At 48.9% G+C, this 1,322-nt stretch carries 9 tRNA genes and 2 rRNA genes; all 11 read right to left on the minus strand.

The window, feature by feature from the left end:
- Window positions 1–127 precede the first annotated feature (127 nt).
- A tRNA-Ala gene (locus LF822_RS22670) sits at window positions 128–203 on the minus strand.
- Between the two features lie 9 nt (window positions 204–212).
- Window positions 213–289: transfer RNA gene (locus LF822_RS22675), tRNA-Pro, on the minus strand.
- A 7-nt stretch (window positions 290–296) separates the two neighbouring features.
- A tRNA-Arg gene (locus LF822_RS22680) sits at window positions 297–373 on the minus strand.
- A 14-nt stretch (window positions 374–387) separates the two neighbouring features.
- Window positions 388–476 (minus strand) — tRNA-Leu (locus LF822_RS22685).
- Between the two features lie 55 nt (window positions 477–531).
- Window positions 532–606 (minus strand) — tRNA-Gly (locus LF822_RS22690).
- A 6-nt stretch (window positions 607–612) separates the two neighbouring features.
- Window positions 613–694 (minus strand) — tRNA-Leu (locus LF822_RS22695).
- 7 nt (window positions 695–701) lie between these two features.
- A tRNA-Lys gene (locus LF822_RS22700) sits at window positions 702–777 on the minus strand.
- A 29-nt stretch (window positions 778–806) separates the two neighbouring features.
- Window positions 807–882 (minus strand) — tRNA-Thr (locus tag LF822_RS22705).
- Window positions 883–884: 2 nt separating this feature from the next.
- Window positions 885–960 (minus strand) — tRNA-Val (locus tag LF822_RS22710).
- Between the two features lie 13 nt (window positions 961–973).
- Window positions 974–1,087 (minus strand): 5S ribosomal RNA (gene rrf / locus LF822_RS22715).
- Between the two features lie 135 nt (window positions 1,088–1,222).
- Window positions 1,223–1,322: ribosomal RNA gene (locus tag LF822_RS22720) — 23S ribosomal RNA — on the minus strand; the annotation flags it as partial.

Here is a 1,322-nt window from a genome sequence, read left to right on the forward strand (position 1 = left end):
AAACTCTCCATAAAAGTTGAGAATGACTTGCTCATTTGCACACCGAATGTGCTTGTTTTACTTCCTTCTATATAGAAAGAAGATGTTGACGTACTGGTTGGTTCGTTCAGTTTTCAAAGATCAAATATGGTGGAGCCTAGCGGGATCGAACCGCTGACCTCCTGCGTGCAAAGCAGGCGCTCTCCCAGCTGAGCTAAGGCCCCTCGTAAAAATGGTCGGGAAGACAGGATTCGAACCTGCGACCCCTTGGTCCCAAACCAAGTGCTCTACCAAGCTGAGCTACTTCCCGTAAGTAATGGCGCGCCCGAGAGGAGTCGAACCCCTAACCTTCTGATCCGTAGTCAGACGCTCTATCCAATTGAGCTACGGGCGCATATAAAATTATTTTGGTGCCGAGGGCCGGACTCGAACCGGCACGGTGGAAACCCACCGCAGGATTTTAAGTCCTGTGCGTCTGCCAATTCCGCCACCCCGGCACGACACTTGCAAGTAAGTTTACTTAACTATTTCTTATTAAGCTGTGTAAGTAAATGGAGCGGAAGACGGGATTCGAACCCGCGACCCCCACCTTGGCAAGGTGGTGTTCTACCACTGAACTACTTCCGCTTATAATGCGGGTGGAGGGACTTGAACCCCCACGCCGTGAAGCACTAGATCCTAAATCTAGCGTGTCTGCCAATTCCACCACACCCGCAAATAAATGGTGAGCCATGGAGGGCTCGAACCTCCGACCCTCTGATTAAAAGTCAGATGCTCTACCAACTGAGCTAATGGCTCTTAATAACAAACTGAAAACATGAAACTGGTGGTGCCGGCCAGAGGACTTGAACCCCCAACCTACTGATTACAAGTCAGTTGCTCTACCAATTGAGCTAGGCCGGCAATGGTGGAGGATGCAGGACTCGAACCTGCGACCCCTTGCTTGTAAGGCAAGTGCTCTCCCAGCTGAGCTAATCCTCCGGATTTATGTAAGGTATGGCAGCGTCCTACTCTCGCGGGGATCAACCCGACTACCATCGGCGCTGAAGAGCTTAACTGCTGTGTTCGGCATGGGAACAGGTGTGACCTCTTCGCTGTCGCCACCAAACCTTATTTTTTAGGACAAGATATATTATATTGTCCTTTTAAAAAAATATCAAGAGTTTTCTTTAAAACCCTCAAAACTGGATAAGAGGTTAGACAACACATCAGGATTCGATTCGTTGATTTTTCACAAAGGGATGTAGTTAAGTCATCGATTGATTAGTATCCGTCAGCTGCACGTGTCGCCACGCTTCCACCTCGGACCTATTGACCTCATCGTCTCTGAGGAATCTTACTTA

Origin of the sequence: Halobacillus sp. A5 (assembly GCF_024189315.1) — a bacterium.
Classification (GTDB): Bacteria; Bacillota; Bacilli; order Bacillales; family Halobacillaceae; genus Halobacillus_A.